Source organism: Mediterraneibacter torques (assembly GCF_044591705.1).
Classification (GTDB): domain Bacteria; phylum Bacillota; class Clostridia; order Lachnospirales; family Lachnospiraceae; genus Mediterraneibacter; species Mediterraneibacter torques.
Genome location: NZ_CP172594.1, coordinates 1,190,564 through 1,208,984, shown reverse-complemented (window position 1 = coordinate 1,208,984; position 18,421 = coordinate 1,190,564). Strand labels below are relative to the sequence as shown.

The 18,421-nt window shown below is 41.0% G+C and carries 14 protein-coding genes; all 14 read left to right on the top strand.

The window, feature by feature from the left end:
* Entirely contained in the window at positions 1 to 849 is an 849-nt protein-coding gene (locus ACH9UM_RS05550; RefSeq protein ID WP_004845774.1) for a DUF368 domain-containing protein, read from the top strand.
* Between the two features lie 133 nt (positions 850 to 982).
* Positions 983 to 1,606, top strand: coding sequence for a carbohydrate-binding family 9-like protein (locus tag ACH9UM_RS05545; protein WP_004845775.1), 624 nt, complete (start codon positions 983 to 985; stop codon positions 1,604 to 1,606).
* 84 nt (positions 1,607 to 1,690) lie between these two features.
* Entirely contained in the window at positions 1,691 to 2,089 is a 399-nt protein-coding gene (locus ACH9UM_RS05540) for a hypothetical protein (protein ID WP_004845777.1), read from the top strand.
* A gap of 87 nt (positions 2,090 to 2,176) precedes the next feature.
* The gene (gene ispG, locus ACH9UM_RS05535; RefSeq protein ID WP_004845778.1) at positions 2,177 to 3,232 is read left to right on the top strand and encodes a flavodoxin-dependent (E)-4-hydroxy-3-methylbut-2-enyl-diphosphate synthase; all 1,056 of its coding nucleotides are present in this window, start codon (positions 2,177 to 2,179) and stop codon (positions 3,230 to 3,232) included.
* An 86-nt stretch (positions 3,233 to 3,318) separates the two neighbouring features.
* Positions 3,319 to 7,881 (top strand): PolC-type DNA polymerase III, encoded by a 4,563-nt coding sequence (locus ACH9UM_RS05530; RefSeq protein ID WP_238102294.1) that lies wholly within the window; start codon positions 3,319 to 3,321, stop codon positions 7,879 to 7,881.
* A 66-nt stretch (positions 7,882 to 7,947) separates the two neighbouring features.
* Complete coding sequence (locus tag ACH9UM_RS05525; protein ID WP_009242223.1) at positions 7,948 to 8,400, top strand: GNAT family N-acetyltransferase; 453 nt, start codon at positions 7,948 to 7,950, stop codon at positions 8,398 to 8,400.
* An 88-nt stretch (positions 8,401 to 8,488) separates the two neighbouring features.
* Positions 8,489 to 9,181 carry a response regulator transcription factor gene (locus tag ACH9UM_RS05520; protein ID WP_009242222.1) on the top strand — a complete coding sequence of 231 codons (693 nt, stop codon included), beginning with the start codon at positions 8,489 to 8,491 and terminating at the stop codon, positions 9,179 to 9,181.
* Between the two features lie 90 nt (positions 9,182 to 9,271).
* Positions 9,272 to 10,189, top strand: coding sequence for an ABC transporter ATP-binding protein (locus ACH9UM_RS05515; RefSeq protein ID WP_009242221.1), 918 nt, complete (start codon positions 9,272 to 9,274; stop codon positions 10,187 to 10,189).
* A complete protein-coding gene (locus ACH9UM_RS05510) occupies positions 10,182 to 11,033 on the top strand; it encodes an ABC transporter permease (RefSeq protein ID WP_004845784.1) in 852 nt (283 codons plus the stop codon). Before ACH9UM_RS05515 ends, ACH9UM_RS05510 begins: the two co-directional genes overlap by 8 nt.
* Before the next feature lies 1 nt (position 11,034).
* Positions 11,035 to 11,931, top strand: coding sequence for a HAMP domain-containing sensor histidine kinase (locus ACH9UM_RS05505; RefSeq protein WP_238102296.1), 897 nt, complete (start codon positions 11,035 to 11,037; stop codon positions 11,929 to 11,931).
* Between the two features lie 167 nt (positions 11,932 to 12,098).
* Entirely contained in the window at positions 12,099 to 13,142 is a 1,044-nt protein-coding gene (locus ACH9UM_RS05500) for an aldose epimerase family protein (RefSeq protein WP_004845787.1), read from the top strand.
* Between the two features lie 324 nt (positions 13,143 to 13,466).
* Positions 13,467 to 14,741: a substrate-binding domain-containing protein gene (locus tag ACH9UM_RS05495; protein WP_004845788.1), complete on the top strand. Its 1,275-nt coding sequence runs from the start codon at positions 13,467 to 13,469 to the stop codon at positions 14,739 to 14,741.
* Between the two features lie 238 nt (positions 14,742 to 14,979).
* A complete protein-coding gene (locus ACH9UM_RS05490; protein ID WP_004845790.1) occupies positions 14,980 to 16,488 on the top strand; it encodes a sugar ABC transporter ATP-binding protein in 1,509 nt (502 codons plus the stop codon).
* A 20-nt stretch (positions 16,489 to 16,508) separates the two neighbouring features.
* Complete coding sequence (locus tag ACH9UM_RS05485; RefSeq protein ID WP_009242220.1) at positions 16,509 to 18,164, top strand: ABC transporter permease subunit; 1,656 nt, start codon at positions 16,509 to 16,511, stop codon at positions 18,162 to 18,164.
* Positions 18,165 to 18,421 lie beyond the last annotated feature (257 nt).

The window sequence follows — 18,421 nt, the reverse complement described above, 5'->3', positions numbered from 1 at the left end:
ATGATAAAAAAATTGTTACAAGGTATGGTTGTCGGAATTGCGAATATTATTCCCGGAGTGAGCGGGGGAACAATGATGGTCGCAATGGGACTTTACGATAAACTGATTCATGCGATCACGCATCTGAAATCAGAATTTAAGAACAGCATGAAACTGCTTATTCCGATTTTCATAGGAGCGGGAGCGGCAATCGTTATTCTTTCAAGGTTGTTTGAGTTTCTTTTGGAAAATTATCCGATTCCGACAAATTTTGCTTTCTGCGGATTGATCGCGGGCAGTCTTCCGTTTATTTTTAATAAAGTGAAAGGTCACTCGGTTTCAACAGGGAAGATCGCCGCATTTTTGATCTTTTTCGGAATAGTGATACTGATGGCTTTGCTTGGGGATACAAACGGAAAAGCGGCAGATGTAAGTTTCGGAATTATAAATATGATCAAGTTGTTCAGCGTTGGTATCATTGCGGCTGCAACGATGGTCGTTCCCGGAGTAAGCGGATCTATGATGCTTATGCTTCTCGGATATTATGATACGATTCTGAAAACAATCAATCAATTTATTGACGCTGTTGTAGCTTTTGATATAAATGGTATTTTGACGCAGTGTAAAGTTTTGATACCGTTCGGAATCGGGATCGTGATCGGGATCTTCCTGATTGCAAAGCTGATCGAATTTATTTTTTCAAAAGCGGAGATCCATGCATATTATGCGATCATCGGTCTGATCATCGCATCGCCGATCGCAATTTTGTTAAAGACAGACTGGAGTGCGTTCTCTGTTGTGACATTGCTGATCGGAGTGGTGACATTTGCGGCAGGATGGTTTGCGGCATCAAAATTAGGCGGAGAATGATTTTATAGCAGATGTGCGTTGAATTGGCAATACGAAGGATTGAAAAACAACAAATTTTCTGATAAATTATATATAAACATATAATTAATCTGTAACAGTTGTGCTCTGTAGTAAAGCCGAGGAGGTGCATCGTATGAAATTAGAGGTTGCAATAATAGAAAGAAAAGAGCAGTTGGATGATCTGATTCCGTTTCGTGTGGAAAATGCATTATGGGGAACTGAGAAATTTCCTCCTATGTATGGATATATCGGATTTATTCCTCAAGATGCATTCTATTTGAAGCTGATCTGTGAAGAAAAGAATCCTCTTCGTGTTTATACGGAGATCAATGACCCGATTTACAGAGACAGCGTGATGGAAGCTTATCTTATGTTCGAGCCGGTTTCTTCGAGAGCGAATGAAGAAAATTATTTGAATTTTGCAGTAAATGCAAACGGAGTCCTGCATGCGGAATATGGTTCCAGACGGATGTACCGTTCTTATTTTACAGAGGCGGAACGGGTGGGATTTGAATGTCATGCAGAAGTGCATGAAAATGACTGGACGGCAGAATTGAAAGTTCCCGTTAAAATTTTGGAAAAGATTTACGGACCGCTGAATTTAGGAGAAGGAAGCTATTTTACATGCAATTTTTATAAAATTTCAGAGTCAAAAGAAGCCGAACATTATGCATCTTATTCCCCTATCTTATCGAGTGTGCCGAGTTTCCATGTACCGGAATTTTTTGCCGACGCTAAGATTGTCAGACAGAAATGAAAAAAGAAAATAAATTATGCAGAACAGAGTGCTTTGGTGCAAAACCCGAAGCGAGACAGAAAAAGAAGGGAAACGAAATAATCTATGATTTTAGAAAATAATGAAGAGAAAAGAAGTACGCTTTGGAGAACGATTGTTGCAATATCATCAATACTTATAGTTATCGTAGCGGTCTTTTTTGTGACGAGACTCTTTGTCGGAAATCCACTTGTGGGAACTTGGGTCAGTGAAGACAGCGGAGAAGTGATCAAGATAGAAAGTAACGGAAAAGTTACGCTGACAGACGAGGATAAAAAGTCTTTTGAGACGGTGCAATCAGAAGTGGATACAAAAACGAAGGTTTTTACGATTCACACTGAGGATACACAGGCGGAAGGACTTCTCTCAGGAACATATGATTACAGTATAGAGAAAGATACGCTTACATTAACAGAGCGTGAATATGGCGATCAGCTTGTATTTGTCAAAAGAGAAAAGAAGTAACAGCAAATCAGATGAAGAAGAGTTCCGTTTACGGAACTCTTCTGTTATAATAAAACGATAAGACAGTTCGGAAAAAGGAGAAACAGAATGTACAGGGAAAACACAAAAGAAATTGCGATCGGCAATGTGAAGATCGGAGGAACTCATCCGGTAACGATCCAGTCGATGACAAATACAAAGACAGAAAATGTGAAAGAAACAGTAGATCAGATACTGCGTTTGGAGGCGGCAGGATGTGAAATCATTCGTTGTGCGGTTCCGACAATGGAAGCGGCAGAGGCGTTGAAAGAAATAAAAAAACAAATTCATATTCCTCTTGTGGCAGATATTCATTTCGATTACAGGCTGGCGATCGCCGCGATCGAAAACGGAGCGGATAAGATTAGGATCAATCCGGGAAATATCGGCTCGGAAGAAAAGGTTCAGGCTGTTGTAGATAAGGCAAAAGAGTACAATGTACCAATCCGTGTCGGTGTGAACAGCGGTTCTTTGGAAAAGCATATTTTGGAAAAATACAACGGTGTAACGGCAGAAGGGATCGTGGAGAGTGCTCTTGACAAAGTGCATATGATCGAAAAAATGGGATATGACAATCTTGTTGTGAGTATTAAATCTTCCGATGTGCTGATGTGCGTGAAAGCTCACGAATTGATCGCAAAGGCATGTCCTTATCCGCTTCATGTCGGTATTACAGAATCGGGAACGGTTTATTCGGGAAATATAAAATCTTCGATAGGTCTTGGGATCATCCTCAACGAGGGGATAGGAAATACGATCCGGGTTTCTTTGACCGGAGATCCGGCAGAAGAGATTCGAAGCGCAAAGCTTATATTAAAAACACTTGGTTTGCGAAAAGGCGGGATCGAAGTTGTATCCTGTCCTACTTGCGGCAGGACGAAGATCGATCTGATCGGTCTGGCAAACGAAGTGGAGAAGATGGTTCAGGATATTCCTCTTGATATCAAAGTTGCCGTTATGGGATGTGTAGTGAACGGTCCGGGAGAGGCAAGAGAAGCTGATATCGGAATCGCCGGAGGGATCGGAGAAGGTCTTCTGATCAAAAAAGGCGAGATCATAAAAAAAGTAAAAGAAGAAAAACTTTTGGAAACATTGCGGCAGGAACTTTTAAACTGGAAAAAGTGACAGATTCGGATCATGCCGGATGAAGAGAGCTAAAAAGAATACGTATTACTGTTATCAGTGTAAAAGAATATATAGGAGCTGTTGATTTGGAACAGGTAAAAGACGATAAAAAATTTTTTCATGTATTTCCGACGTTGAGAGCAGACGATGATGTCCGTTTGCTGTTTTCAGATGTGGAAGTTAAGAAGATCACGACGAACTCGCGACGTGATTTTCTTAACATATATATTTTCAGCAGACATCTCATTCAGAAGAAGCAGATTTTTCAGATGGAACAATGTATCAAAGATCAGTTATTTGCCAAAACGGCTGTTGCGGTGCATATTGTGGAGGAATATATGCTCTCGGGACAGTATACTGCAGAAGCGCTTATGAATGAATACAGGGAGAGTATCATCCTCGAATTGAAAGAAAAAAGTATGCTTGCATCTAATATGTTTGCACAGGCAGATATCCGCTATGAAGCGGAAAATGTAGTCTGCCTGGAACTGCTCGATACGATTGTTTCGGCAGGGCGAAAAGAAGAGATAGTGGATCTGTTAAAGGAAGTGTATTCAGAAAGATTTCATATTCCGGCAGAGATCCGTGTAGATTACAAAGAGCCTGACAGAACAGGAAGCAGGGAATATGATGAACAGAGAATCCAACAGGAGATCAATGCGATCTTTGAGAGACGGGCAAGACAGCGCGGGGAAACGCCTCAGGCAGAAGGAGAAGAGAAGAAAGATCAGATAAAAAGAACTTCATCTGAAAATGCGGCGGATAAAGCATCGGTATCATCCCGAGACGGGAAAGGAACATCGGCGGCAATATCAGGAGGAGTGAAAAAGGGAGAATTTAAAAAAGGTGAATTCCGAAAGAAAGATTTTTACCGTCCTGTTAAGATCGGTGACGATCCGAATCTGATTTACGGGCGTAATTTTGAAGATGAGCCTATTTCTTTAGAGCAGGTGATCACAGAAATGGGAGAGATCACAGTACACGGTAAGATTATCAGTTTTGATACAAGAGAAATCCGGAATGAAAAGACGATCATTATATTTTCTGTGACAGACTTTACAGACACGATCACAGTGAAAATGTTTGCGAAAAACGAACAACTTCCTGAAATCTTAGGGGAATTAAAAAAAGGAGCGTTCGTAAAAGTCAAAGGAGTTACGACGATTGATAAATTTGACGGAGAACTTACGATAGCTTCTGTAACAGGAATTAAAAAGATCGGTGATTTTACGGTTCAAAGGGAAGATTTAAGTCCAATCAAGCGGGTAGAACTTCATTGTCATACGAAAATGAGCGATATGGACGGTGTGTCGGAAGTAAAAGATATCGTAAAACGTGCGCATGACTGGGGACATCCTGCAATCGCGATCACAGATCACGGTGTGGCTCAGGCGTTTCCGGACGCCAATCATTATATTGAAACACTTGATAAAGACGACCCGTTTAAAGTTCTTTACGGTGTGGAAGGATATGTTGTGGACGATCTGACGGAGATTGCAGTAAACGCAGGCAATCAGACGCTTGACGATACTTATATTGTCTTTGACATCGAGACTACAGGGTTTAGTTCAATCAAAGATGCGATCATAGAGGTCGGAGCCGTAAAAGTGACGGACGGAAAGATCACGGATCGTTTTAGTACGTTTGTGAATCCGAAACGGCCGATTCCGTTTGAGATCACAAACCTGACAAGCATCACAGACGAAATGGTGATGGATTCACCGACAATAGACGTTGTTTTACCTCAGTTCCTTGAGTTTGCAGGAGACGGTGTGCTTGTCGCGCACAATGCCGGGTTTGATGTTGGATTTATCGAACAGAATTGCCGGTCGCTTGGACTTTCGGATGAGTTTGTATATCTGGATACAGTAGCGCTGGCACGTGTACTTTTGCCGACGTTGTCAAAATATAAATTAAATATCGTGGCGAAAGCGTTGAATATTTCCCTTGAGAATCATCACCGTGCAGTGGATGATGCAGAGGCAACTGCGGAAATATTTGTTAAATTTACAGAAATGCTGAAAAAGGATCAGGTCGGAACTTTAAAAGAAGTGAATCGTTACGGGGACCGGAATGTCAATGCGATTCGGAAAATGCCGACACATCATATTATTATTTTGGCGAAAAATGATATCGGCCGATATAATCTGTACCAGTTGATCTCTCAATCTCATATGACTTACTACGCAAGAAGACCGAGAATACCGAAAAGTCTTTTGAACGAGCACAGGGAAGGGCTGCTGATCGGAAGCGCCTGCGAGGCGGGAGAATTATATCAGGCAGTGCATGAAAAGCGCTCTGCCCAACAGATTGCGAGGCTGGCGGAATTCTATGATTATTATGAGATACAGCCTGTCGGAAACAATCAGTTTATGATCGAGAGTGAACGTATAGCGGATGTAAATTCAATAGAAGATCTGCAAAATATCAACAGGGAGATCGTGGAGCTCGGAGAAAAATTCGGAAAGCCGGTAGTGGCAACATGCGACGTACATTTTTTAAATCCTGACGATGAAGTGTACCGAAGGATTATTATGGCGGGAAAAGGATTTGACGACGCGGATCGTCAGCCTCCGTTGTTTCTTCGCACGACAGATGAGATGCTGGAAGAGTTTTCCTACCTCGGCGCGGCGAAAGCGAGAGAGATTGTTATAGATAATCCGGTGAAGATCGCGGGGATGATTGAAAAGATCTCTCCGGTCAATCCGAACAAATGTCCTCCGGTTATCGAAAATTCAGATCAGGAACTAAGGGATATCTGTTACAGGAAAGCTCATGAGATGTATGGAGAAGATCTTCCGAAGCAAGTTTCCGCACGTCTGGAAAAAGAACTGAATTCCATTATTTCAAATGGGTATGCGGTTATGTATATCATTGCGCAAAAGCTTGTTTGGAAGTCAAATGCGGACGGATATCTTGTAGGTTCGCGAGGATCGGTCGGATCTTCCTTTGTTGCGACAATGGCGGGAATTACAGAGGTAAATCCGTTAAGTCCGCATTATTATTGTTCAAAATGCCATTATAGTGATTTTGAGTCGGATGAAGTGCGTTCATTTGCCGGCGGATGCGGGTATGATATGCCGGATAAGAAGTGTCCGGTATGCGGAGAACAGCTTGTGAAAGCGGGATTTGATATTCCGTTTGAGACATTCCTAGGATTCAAAGGAGACAAAGAACCGGATATCGACTTGAACTTTTCCGGAGATTATCAGGCAAAGGCTCATAAATATACAGAAGTTCTTTTCGGTGAAGGACATACATTTAAGGCTGGAACGATCGGTACTCTGGCAGATAAGACAGCGTATGGATTTGTCCGGAACTACTATGAGGAACATGAGCAAAGAAAACGAAAATGTGAGATAGAAAGAGTGACCGAAGGGTGTACGGGAATCCGAAGAAGCACAGGTCAGCATCCGGGAGGTATCGTCGTTCTTCCTCACGGGCATGATATCAATGAATTTACTCCGGTTCAACATCCGGCAAATGATATGGAATGTGGAATTACAACGACACATTTTGATTATCATTCCATCGATCATAACTTGTTGAAGTTAGATATTCTGGGACATGACGATCCGACGATGATCCGTACACTGGAGGACTATATTACATCGGATGCTATGGAAAATGAATACAATGCAGATCATCCGTTTATTGCGACCGAAATTCCTCTTGATGATAAGGATGTGATCGAACTGTTTCATGGAACAGAAGTGTTGGGGATTAAGCCGGAAGATATTGACGGATGTAAGATCGGAAGTCTCGGAATACCGGAATTCGGAACGGACTTTGTTATTCAAATGGTTCAGGATACGAAACCGCAGACACTTTCGGATCTGATCCGTATTTCCGGATTATCGCACGGAACGAATGTGTGGCTTGGAAATGCACAGGAGCTTGTGAAGTCGGGAAAGGCGACGATTTCGACGGCGATTTGTACGAGAGACGATATTATGATCTATCTTATCAACAAAGGAGTAGAAAGTGCTCTTGCGTTTACGATTATGGAAAGTGTGCGAAAAGGAAAAGGACTGAAACCGGAATGGGAAGAGGCGATGAAAGCACAGGATGTGCCGGATTGGTATATTTGGTCATGTAAAAAAATTAGCTACATGTTCCCGAAAGCACATGCCGCCGCTTATGTTATGATGGCATATCGGATCGCATACTGTAAGATCAACTATCCTCTTGCATATTATGCGGCGTATTTCGGCATCAGGGCGGATGCGTTTTCGTATGCGCTTATGTGTCAGGGAAAAGAAACGTTGAATTATCATATAAAACAGTATAAAAGTAAAGGGGATCAGCTAAGCAAGAAAGAGCAGGACGTGCTAAAAGACATGAAGATCGTTCAGGAAATGTATGCCCGTGGATTTGAGTTTGTTCCGATTGATATTTATAGGGCGAAGGCAAAGATGTTTCAGATCGTAGACGGAAAGCTGATGCCGTCGCTTGCAAGCATTGAAGGAATGGGGGATAAAGCTGCCGAGGCAGTGGAAGAGGCGGCGAAAGACGGGGCGTATCTGTCGCTTGACGACTTCAGGCAAAGAACAAAAGTCAGCAAGACTGTGATTGATCTGATGGCGGAGCTTGGATTGTTTGAAGATCTTCCGCAGAGTAATCAGTTATCGCTGTTTGATTTTACATGATGGCAGAAACTTTTTAAACGCCGCGGAATGCGGAGAATAAAAAGATAAGATGCAGGAGAGAAAGACGTGATCAGAAAATTTCAAAGACAGGATCTGGAAGCGGCAGTGAAAATCTGGCTTGCCGCGAATAAAGAAGCGCATGATTTTATTGATCCGTGTTATTGGGAAGGTTACAAAGATGCGGTTAAAGAGATGTTTTTGCAGGCAGAAATCTATGTTTTCGAGACAGAAGACATGATGGAAGAGATATTTGATGAAACAGGCGGAATTCTCGGCTTTATCGGATTAGATAAAGATTATGTGGAGGGGATTTTTGTCAGAGGAGACGTTCGCTCCCAAAGTATCGGAAAGCAGCTTCTTGATTTTGTAAAACAAAAGAGAAAAAGATTAGAATTAAACGTATATGTAAAAAATAAAAGGGCAGTACAATTTTATGAAAGGGAAGGATTTTGTATTCAAAGAGAAGGAAAAGATGCGGAAACCGGAGAAAAAGAATATTGTATGCTATGGATAAAATAAATGACTTTTATATGAATCCGGAGAAAATATAAACAAGGCGTATGAAAACAGAGGAATAAAAACATCTGTTACATAAATGAGGATGGAGATGGAACATAGAAATTCAGTATTAATCGTAGAAGATGATGTAAATATTAACGGACTTTTAAAAGAAGCATTAGAAAAAGAAGGGTATATATGTACGCAGGCGTTCTCAGGTACGGAAGCAAGAATGATTTTACAGGGGGAAAGATATTCGGTTATACTTCTTGATTTAATGCTTCCGGGAATTCCGGGGGAAGAAGTACTTAGAGATATTCGAAAGAAAGGAAATACCCCGGTGATCATTCTAACAGCAAAAGATACGATTGATGATAAAGTGGAATTTTTGCGCGGCGGAGCGGATGATTATGTGACAAAGCCGTTTGATATTAAAGAAGTAACTGCCAGAGTGGAAGTGCAGATCAGAAGGGCAGAAACAACAGGGAGAAAAGAGGAGGAACACCGATTTACTTATCAGGAGCTGGAACTTAATAAGGGTGATTTTACTGTAAAAGTGGGAAATACAGAATTGCCTCATATTACAAAACAGGAATTTTCAATATTGGAGCTGTTGTTAAAACATCCGAAAAAAGTATTCAGCAAAGAAGAAATGTTTGAATATGCGTGGGAAGAGCAATATATGGGAGAGACAAAGACGCTAGACGTACATATAAGTAATATCCGCAAGAAGATCAAGGCTGTGACAGATAAAGAATATATTGAAACTGTATGGGGGATCGGGTACAGGCTTCATCCGTAATCTTTACTCTTTTTTTACTTTTTATTTGCGATTGATTAGCAATTTGTTTATAGAATGAGAGCAGATAAAGAAAAGAAAAGGAGAAAAAAGATGAGTGAATATTTATTGGCTACACACGGATTGACAAAACAATTCGGTCATCATAAGGCGGTAGATCATGTTGATCTTCATGTGAAAAAAGGTTCGATTTACGGCTTTATCGGAAGAAACGGAGCTGGGAAAACGACATTTTTGAAAATGATAAGCGGTTTATCACAACCGACTTCGGGTGAGATTGAAATGTTCGGATATAAGAATGCTCAGTTGAAAAACGTACGTTCAAGGATCAGCTGTCTGATTGAGTCGCCGGGACTATACGGAAATATGTCTGCTTATGATAATCTGGCGGTAAAATGCCGATTGTTTGGGATCAATGACAAAAGATACATTGAAAATATATTAAAAACAGTTGGCCTGTCTAATGTGGGAAAGAAAAAGACAAAACATTTTTCGCTCGGAATGAAGCAAAGACTCGGGATCGGTATGGCTCTTGTCGGAGAGCCGGATCTGCTGCTGCTCGATGAACCGATTAACGGATTAGACCCACAGGGAATCGCGGAAATCCGGGATATGATCTTCAAACTTCGAGATGAGCAGAATATGACGATCATTATTTCCAGTCATATTTTAGAAGAGTTGTCTAAAATCGCAACCCATTATGGAATTATTCATAACGGAACTCTCGTACAGGAAATTACGAAAGAAGAGTTGATGCAGCGCTGTGGAGAAAGGATGGAGATTTTTCTCGATGACCCAAAACAGGCGCTGCCGGTGCTGGATCAGATGGGATTTAAGAACTATCAGGTGACAGACAAGAATACGATCCACATATACGAAAGGCTGGATGAAAGCGCAGCTGTGAATATGGAACTTGCAAAAGCAGGTGTCAGTGTGAGAGGGATTGGAATTACAAGCGAAGAACTTGAAAATTATTTTCTGAATCTGACAGGAGGTGCCTGCAATGCTTAATATGATACGAATGGAATTGTTCCGTATGTTTAAAACAAAAAGCCTCTATGTAATCTGGACAATTTTTGCTGTTCTTATGATTGTGACAACAGCGCTTACAGCGGGTGAAATGGATGCATATTCGCTTGAGGATCGGCAGCAGAATTATGAATATGCAATGGAAGAACAAGAAAGCGGTCAGGTGAATCTTGGAATGGATGTGACGCCTCCGACAAAACCGGGGGAACAGGTTTCTGTTTTCGATATGTTTTTTGCAAATATAAAAGGAAAGGCCGTTGCGGTGTTTATGATCATCTTTACAATCCTGTATTCTACGGCAGATGTAACGAGCGGATTTGTGAAAAATATAGCAGGTCAAGTGAAAAACAGAGGTTTGATCGTATGTGCCAAAGCCGTATGTTTGTTCCTTTATACAGTATTGACGATGATGTTGTTCTTCATTGTACAGGCAGTGGCAAACAAATTGTTTTTCCATGAAGTTATACTGGGAGATAAAAGAGCATTTGCGCTTTATTTTCTTCTTCAGACGATACTGCATTTTGCTCTTTTGATGATCGTAATGTGTATTGCGCTTGTGATCAGAAATAATGTAGTCAGCATTGTGATAGGTATTTGTCTGTGTATGAATGCACTTATTATTTTTTATAGTTTTATTGATCGTATGCTTGCAAAAGTCGGACTGGAAAATTTTCATATGATCAATTATACTGTGAGCGGGAAGATTACGCTTCTTGGAACAGAGATTACATCGGAAATGGCGGTTACTTCTTTGCTGGTTGGATTTGCATTTGTGGCAGCCGCAGTCTGTTTGGGAAGTTTTGTGTTTAAGAAACGAGATATTTAACATGTATGTTATAGTTGGGATTTTGGTCGGAGTTATTATTACATTGATTTGTATATTGGGTAGTTATATGCGGCAGGTAAAAGATATCTGCCGCCAATTGCGTTTTCTGAGAGAGCATGAGAGCAATATGCTCATCACAAAAGAAATTAAGCTGGGAAATATTAAAGAGTTGACAGATCTTCTGAACGAGATGATTAAAGAACGAAAAGAAGAAGCTGCACAATATGTAAAAAAAGAACGGATGATTGCTGATACATATACGAATTTATCGCATGATATAAGGACGCCCCTGACATCAATGGACGGATATTTTCAACTGCTGGAAACCTGTTCGTCTGAAGCGGACAGGAAGCGTTATATCGAAATCATAGAGGAACGAATCGAAAGCCTTAAAGAGATGCTGGAAGAGCTGTTTACTTATACAAAGTTAAAAAATGAAACGTATGAATTGAAAAAAGAACGACAAAACTTAACTCAGATTCTGAAAGAAACAGTGTTTTCATATTATGATGAATGGGCAGAAAGGGGAATTGTTCCGGAATTTGACTTGACAGATACGCCTGTTTGGATCATGGGGAATGGACAGGCGCTTAGAAGGATTATACAAAACATTGTGAAAAACGGGTTGGATCATGGAAATAAAGAATTGAAGATTCAACTGAAAAAGAAGGAAAACAGAGCGAAGCTAGTGTTTAAAAATAGAGTGGAATATCCGGATCGGATCGATCTTCAAAGAGTCTTTGAACGTTTCTATAAAGCAGATGAAGCAAGAAGCAAAAATTCGACAGGACTCGGCCTTTCTATTACAAAAGGGTTTGTACTGAAAATGAGTGGAGAAATCAGCGCGCAGATGAAGGGTGACTGGTTTAGTATTCATATCAGTTTTCCGTTAATATGAAGTTAAAACGGATGAGAGAGACTTTGTTTTTTCTTTCTTGATATCCTCTTGCTATCGGAACATGCTGACTATATAATGAAAACAGAAGAATGCGGGGCAGAATACTATAAACATCCATATAAAGTGAAGCGGATGAAAGTAACGAAAACGCAGCAGAAAGGAAGGAAATGGAAATGACGAGAAATTTTGGGTGTACGAAGGAAGGAAATCAGGCGAGTCTCTATGTGATAAGAAATGAAAACGGGATGGAGGCAGCAGTGACTGACTTAGGAGCGACACTGGTCAGTTTGAAGGTGAAAAATAAAGAGGGAAGCATGGCGGACGTTGTTCTGGGATATGAAAACGCGGCCGGTTATGAGGCAGGTACGTGCTTTTTCGGAACGATTGTAGGAAGAAATGCAAACCGGATTGGCGGCGCGCAATTTGAATTAAACGGAAAAACATATCATTTGACGGGGAATGATAACGGAAATAATCTGCACAGCGGTATGGATTTCTACAATATAAGGATATGGGAGACGGAAGAGGTGACGGAGACGTCTGTTCGTTTTAAACTTCATAGTCCGGATGGAGATCAGGGATATCCGGGAACGGCAGATATATACGTGACATACAGCCTTGATAAAGATGATAAGCTTGATATCTTTTATGAAGCTTTGTCGGACAAAGATACGATTCTGAATATGACAAATCATAGTTATTTTAATTTAGATGGACATAACAGCGGAAGTGTACTGCAGCATACGCTTACTCTGGAGGCGGATTATTTTACTCCGGGGGATGCACAGTCAATACCGACAGGAGAGATTCTTCCGGTGGAGAATACACCTATGGATTTTCGGGAAGGAAGAAAAATAGGAGAGAGGATCGAGGAAGAGTACGAACCGCTTCGATTCGGAAACGGATATGATCACAACTGGGTTTTGAAAAACAAAGGAAACTTTGAGAAAGTGGCGGAACTTATGGCTGAGGAAAGCGGAATCGTGATGGAAACTTACACGGATCGTCCGGGAATGCAGATTTATACGGCGAACTTTGTAGAAAATGAAGTAGGTAAAGAGGGCGTCGTATATGGGAAAAGAAGCGCAGTTTGTTTAGAAACACAGTGTTATCCTGATGCGGTTCACCATGAGAATTTCCCAAGTCCTGTATACCGTGCAGGTGAAAAATATACCGCACATACTGCATTTCGTTTTTTGATAAAGAAGTAAAAACAGATTGAAAAGACAGATATGAAACAGAAAGCTGCCAAGGGGTATATCAGCGGCTTTCTGTTTTTTGCATTAGTGGAGAATGTAATCCGGGAATGTGCCTTTTAAAAATTTCGATGATTGTGTCTGACTGAAAAAGGATGGGTACAAAATGACGGGAAAATAAGAGCTAAAATGACAAATATTATAAGACATGACTAATAAAATCTTAAAAAATTCAATATAAATAGAAAAATATTCTATGTTATATTTAAAAGAATTCATATAAACTGTCACTATCAACAAAAAATATCTGTGCGAAAAAGAGCAGAAGGGAGAAAATGTATGAAGAGAAAAATAGCTTTAATCACAATGGCGGCGGTAATGGCACTGTCAGTTACTGCGTGTGGAGGAGGATCTGACAGCGGAAAGTCAGCGTCAAATAATTCTTCCGGATCGGAAGTGGCAAATAAGGACAAACCGTTGGTATGGTTCAACAGACAGCCGTCAAACAGTTCCACGGGAGAATTGGACATGACAGCATTGAACTTCAATAAAGATACATATTATGTAGGATTTGATGCAAATCAGGGTGCTGAACTTCAGGGAACTATGGTAAAAGACTATATCGAAAAAAATATAGATAAAATTGACCGTAACGGTGACGGAGTGATCGGATATGTTCTGGCTATCGGAGATATCGGACATAACGATTCTATCGCACGTACAAGAGGTGTCCGTAAAGCTCTTGGTACAGGCGTAGAGAAAGACGGAGATATCGACAGCGCTCCGATCGGAACAAATGCAGACGGAACTGCAACTGCTGTAAAGGACGGAACGATTGAAGCCGGCGGAAAGAAATATGTAGTAAGAGAACTTGCTTCTCAGGAGATGAAGAACTCTGCAGGAGCAACATGGGATGCGGCTACAGCAGGAAATTCAATCGGCACATGGTCCTCTTCATTTGGGGAAAACATAGACGTTGTAGTTTCCAACAATGACGGAATGGGAATGTCAATGTTTAATGCATGGTCAAAAGATAATAAAGTACCTACTTTCGGATACGATGCAAATAATGACGCGGTAGCTGCTATTGCAGAAGGTTACGGCGGAACGATCAGCCAACATGCAGACGTACAGGCATATTTGACATTGCGTGTTATCCGTAATGCACTTGATGGCGTAGATATTGATACAGGTATCGGTACAGAAGATGAAGCAGGCAATGTTTTGTCTGAAGATGTATATACATACAATGAAGAGCAGCGTTCTTACTATGCGTTGAATGTAGCGGTTACAGCTGATAACTATCAGGAATTTACAGATTCTACAAAAGTATATGAGCCGGTATCCAAACAGCTGGATGAGAAAGAACATGCGAAAAAGAAAGTATGGCTGAACATTTACAATGCTTCCGATAACTTCTTAAGTTCTACATACCAGCCGCTTCTTAAGAACTATGATGATCTTCTTAATTTAGACGTTGAGTATATCGGCGGTGACGGACAGACAGAGTCCAATATTACAAACCGTCTTGGAAATCCTAGCCAGTATGATGCGTTTGCGATTAACATGGTAAAAACAGATAATGCGGCTTCCTATACATCATTACTTCAGTAATAATGAGGATAAGCAGGTCTATTAGGGAGAAGGAATTCTCCCTAATATTTTTGCGGCGGCGATAAGCTAAAGTCCGGGTTTGCCTGAGACTATGGCGGCTGCCTGCGATCTCGGAGAGTACCTTTTGGTGATTTCGGTAATTGAGATCAGGCAGTCAGAGAAAGTTGTCTGTGGGAAAAGGACTGCAACCGTTTGGGTAAAGATAGAAAAATTCTAAAGTATAATAGGAGTAAAAAGCATGGCAGATAAGAAAGATAATATCGTCTTATCGATACGGGATATGAGTAAGTCCTTTGGAAGAAACAGAGTTCTCACTCGCATCAATCTGGATGTGAAAGCGGGAACAGTTATGGGGCTTATGGGGGAAAACGGCGCTGGAAAATCAACGATGATGAAGTGTCTTTTCGGTACCTATCAAAAAGACGAAGGAAATATCTTCCTGGATGGGAAAGAGGTAAGTTTTTCCGGACCGAGGGAGGCGTTGGAAAACGGTATCGCTATGGTTCACCAGGAATTGAATCAGTGTCTGGAGAGAAATGTAGTTGACAATTTGTTTCTTGGACGGTATCCGGTGAATGCGGTCGGTGTAATAGATGAAGGCCGGATGAAAAAAGAGGCGTCTGAACTTTTCAGAAAATTGGGAATGACAGTCAACTTGTCTCAGCCGATGCGTAATATGTCGGTTTCTCAGCGGCAGATGTGCGAGATTGCAAAAGCAATCTCTTATAATTCCAAGGTGATCGTTTTGGATGAGCCTACCTCTTCATTGACGGTGCAGGAAGTAGAAAAACTTTTTGAAATGATGAGAATGCTGAAAGAGCAGGGAATTGCTTTGATTTATATTTCTCATAAAATGGATGAAATTTTTGAAATTTGTGATGAAATATCGGTGCTTCGAGACGGAAATCTGGTTATGACAAAGAGCACGGAAGATACAGATATGAATGAACTGATTACGGCAATGGTAGGACGTTCTCTTGAAAACCGTTTTCCGGAAGTGGATAATACGCCGGGAGATGTGGTTTTGTCCGTGCAGCATTTATCTACAAAATTCGAGCCTTATCTTAAAGATGTGTCTTTTGATGTGAGAAAAGGAGAAATCTTCGGATTGTATGGTCTGGTAGGAGCCGGACGAACAGAGCTTATGGAGACGATTTTCGGAGTGCGCACCAGGGCGGCAGGACGAGTATACTTTAATAATCATCTTATGAACTTTGAAAGTGCGAAAGATGCGATGGAACATGGCTTTGCTATGATCACGGAGGAACGTAAGGCAAACGGATTATTTTTGAAGGGAGATCTTACGTTTAATACAACGATAGCAAACTTGAAACAGTATAAATCAGGGATCGCTCTTTCTGATTCGAAAATGGAAAAAGCGACTGCGGAAGAAATCAAGACTATGCGGACAAAATGTATGGGACCAAATGATATGATTTCAAATCTTTCCGGAGGAAACCAGCAAAAAGTTATTTTTGGAAAATGGCTGGAAAGAGAACCGCAGGTATTTATGATGGATGAACCGACAAGAGGAATTGATGTCGGCGCAAAATATGAGATATATGAACTGATTATCAACATGGCAAAGCAGGGCAGGACGATCATTGTTGTCTCGTCTGAAATGCCTGAAATTCTGGGAATTACAAATCGCATTGGCGTTATGTCAAATGGATATCTTTCTGGAATTGTTAATACAAAAGAGACAAATCAGGAAGAACTATTAAGACTTAGCGCAAAATACCTATAAAATGAGGGAGAATGATGAATATGGCTAATGGAAACAGTAAGGTTCTGACGGCGGAACAGGAAATGCAGATTCGCCGTCCGATAGAAGAATACGTCGGTGCAATTCAAAAACAGATTGACGGTCTCCGGGTGGACGGCACGGATAAAGTGTTGTCGCTGCAAAACACAATGGACGGAGTAAAGAGAGATCGCACTCTTACAAAAGGTGAAAAAGAGGATAGACTTACGAGAATGCGCAGGGAACTGCAGCAGGCAAAAGCGGTAGAGTCTAAGAATAAAGACAGGATTTCAAAACTGATTGCAGATGCGGAAGCATATTTGAAAGAACATTTCGACAAGGAATATTATGTGCCTGTTAAAGAAAGCTGCGCACAGGAAAAAGTCCTTGCGAAAGAGAAATATCAAAAAAGAGTAGAAGAACTGAAGAAAGAGCATCAGCAGATTCTTTCCAAACTTTCAGAACATCAGGAAATAAAGGATGAAAAATATGTTTATAAGAACAGGCTGTTCGATGCGAAAATGGAACTGCAAAAAGATTATCAGACTATAAAGGACAGACGGCATGCGGCGTATTCTTATAAGTATCATCTGATTGATTTGCTGCGTATGTCAAAATTTACTTTTCTTGAAACGCGGGCGCAGAAATGGGAGAATTATAAATATACGTTCAGTAAAAGAAATTTCTTCCTTCAGAACGGATTATATATCGCTATTCTCTTGATATTTATTGTGCTTTGTATTATTACGCCGATGATTAAGGGAGCGCCTTTGCTCACTTATAATAACGTGCTGAACGTACTTCAGCAGGCATCTCCGAAGATGTTCCTTGCATTAGGTGTTGCAGGTTTGATTCTTCTTGCAGGCACAGACCTTTCAATCGGGCGAATGGTAGGTATGGGAATGACGACGGCAACGATTATTATGCATCAGGGAATTAATACGGGTGGAGTTTTTGGACATATATTTGATTTCACGTCAACACCTATCATTGTGCGTGTAATCTTGTCATTGGTTATATGTATACTTTTGTGTACATTCTTTACAATGATCGCCGGATTTTTTACTGCCAAGTTTAAGATGCACCCGTTTATCTCGACAATGGCAAACATGCTCGTGATCTTCGGACTTGTTACATATGCTACAAAAGGAGTATCTTTCGGAGCTATCGAACCGACGATTCCGAATATGATTATTCCAAAGATAAACGGATTCCCTACAATTATCATATGGGCAGCAGCCGCAGTCTTTATTGTGTGGTTTATTTGGAATAAAACAACTTTTGGTAAGAATTTGTATGCGGTCGGCGGAAATGCAGAAGCGGCGTCGGTGTCAGGTATTTCAGTATTTGCCGTTACGGTAGGAGCATTTATTCTGGCAGGTATTCTTTACGGATTCGGCTCCTGGCTGGAATGTATAAGAATGGTCGGTTCAGGTTCTGCCGCATACGGACAAGGATGGGAAATGGATGCGATTGCAGCCTGCGTAGTAGGCGGCGTGTCATTTACCGGAGGTATCGGAAAAATCTCGGGAGTAGTAGTCGGTGTGTTTATTTTCACAGCGCTTACATATTCCCTTACGATCCTCGGAATTGACACAAACCTTCAGTTTGTATTCTCAGGTATTATCATTCTTGTTGCGGTAGCGCTGGATTGTCTGAAATATGTACAGAAAAAATAAAGATAAATCAAGGAAAGAGCCGACATTATGTCGGCTCTTTCTGCTTTAGGATAGGTGATGAGCCAAAGCCGGAGTCTGCCTGAGATCCCGGCGATCGCTTATAATTCCGGAATGTGCTCTTTGGTGTTCTCGGTGATTCTGAGCCGGTTTAAAAAGACAGAAAGAACAGACGACGGATAAAATATGAGGTCGTATTTACAGGCATGTATGTCTTTGTTATAATGAGGAAAAATAAAACGGAATAATATATATGGAGA